3 protein-coding genes are annotated in these 1436 nt (G+C 60.3%); 2 read left to right on the top strand and 1 reads right to left on the bottom strand.

Annotated features, from left to right (window positions below):
* Nucleotides 1-749: ParB N-terminal domain-containing protein (locus tag AC11W3_RS02090; RefSeq protein WP_484092411.1), on the top strand; the 749-nt coding region annotated here is incomplete at its 5' end.
* A 202-nt stretch (nucleotides 750-951) separates the two neighbouring features.
* Nucleotides 952-1167, top strand: coding sequence for a hypothetical protein (locus tag AC11W3_RS02095; RefSeq protein ID WP_484092412.1), 216 nt, complete (start codon nucleotides 952-954; stop codon nucleotides 1165-1167).
* 65 nt (nucleotides 1168-1232) lie between these two features.
* Here AC11W3_RS02095 and AC11W3_RS02100 read toward each other — a convergent pair.
* Nucleotides 1233-1436: hypothetical protein (locus tag AC11W3_RS02100; RefSeq protein WP_484092413.1), on the bottom strand; the 204-nt coding region annotated here is incomplete at its 5' end.

Below are 1436 nucleotides of genomic sequence, written 5' to 3' on the forward strand. Positions count from 1 at the left end.
GCAAGGCGAACTTCAACCCGGACGTTCCGGTGATGCTCTACTACGGACTGCGCTACGCCGACGAGGCCACGCTGTTCGATGACATCAACACCAACCAGCGCAAGCTGCCCAAGGCGCTCATCGAGGCCACGAAGGTCCACATGGAGGCCGGAGAGAAGACGCACGCCCAGCTCATCCGCGAGGTCGCGTTCGCTCTGGCTCAGGACGGGGACTCCCCGTGGTACGGCATGGTCAACATGACCGGTGCCCGTGACCCGGAGAAGCCGGTCACCTACGAGGGTCTGCGCCGTGCCACTGGCAACATGCTTCAGGAGAAGCTGATCGGGCGACTCTCGAACCGCGATCTGGTGCTGGAGAAGGTCGCCAAGAAGTACTGGGAGCTGGTCTCTCGGGCCTGTGCCTCGGCATGGAACGACCGCCCCCGCGTGGTCACCGGAGAAGATGGTGAGTCGGTCGAAGAGGCCGTCAAGTACCGCCTCAAGGATCTGGCCGGTGTCGCTTCGGTGTCCCGTCTCGGTGCGGACATCATCGGTTCGGCACTGGATCAGTCCAAGACCGACGAGGACTTCTGGAGCGCGGTGGCCTCGATGGTCTCCAAGCTCGGCCAGATCGACTGGGAGAAGCGCCCCGGCAATCCGTGGACTTCGGCAGGAGCCGGTTTCGCCGGTATGACCGGCCTCTACGCCATGCTCTACGATCTGGTGTACCTCGACAAGGCACCGGGCGTCAGCGCCAACGCGGAAGAGTAAGACAGTCCCGCACCGGAAGCCCTCTAGTCACTTTGGCTAGGGGGCTTCCCCATGATATGAAGAAACCACCCGGACAGATGGGGGACCGATCCGGGTGGTTCTACCTCAACAAAGCCGTTCGCTCCATGTTGGTACCAAGAGCATACCTCAGCGTGTGAGGTTCCACCTAATGGGGCTTACAAAATTTTCAAAGGAGCTTCACATGGCACGGAAAGAAATTATTGTAACGACTTGCGACAAGTGCTACGGGCAGGAGAAGCAGGATATGCAAGTCAAGCCGGGACGAGCGGATTTGTTCCAGCTCCCGGATGGGTGGCTGCACATCATCGGCAACACCAAGCGGTCTACGGTCTTTGAGATGGACCTGTGTGGATCGTGCAAGCAGGATGTAATTGAGGCCGCTGGACGGGCCGCATAGCTTCCTGGCCCTGCCACAACGAGAGCCGCTGCCGAAAGGTGGCGGCTCTCGCTGCTTGACAAAGACTATCCGGGGATGTTAGGCTTGGAGAAGGCGATCCATGTGGGTGTGGTCTCTTCGACTAGGCCGATGACCTCAGCCACCTTGCATACGGAGGCGGATCTTGCTGGCCCGTACGGTAGATCGTAGTCGTAGTGGTTCCTGTAGCCCTGCTTGGCGTACTTGCCCTCGCGCTTGACCATTGTCTGAGCGGGACCGGGCTTCTCGTA

The organism is Geomonas sp. (assembly GCF_056994735.1).

Bases quoted from the DNA above. Each gene is read 5' to 3' on its own strand.
- AC11W3_RS02095 (WP_484092412.1), top strand. From the start codon at position 952: ATGGCACGGAAAGAAATTATTGTAACGACTTGCGACAAGTGCTACGGG.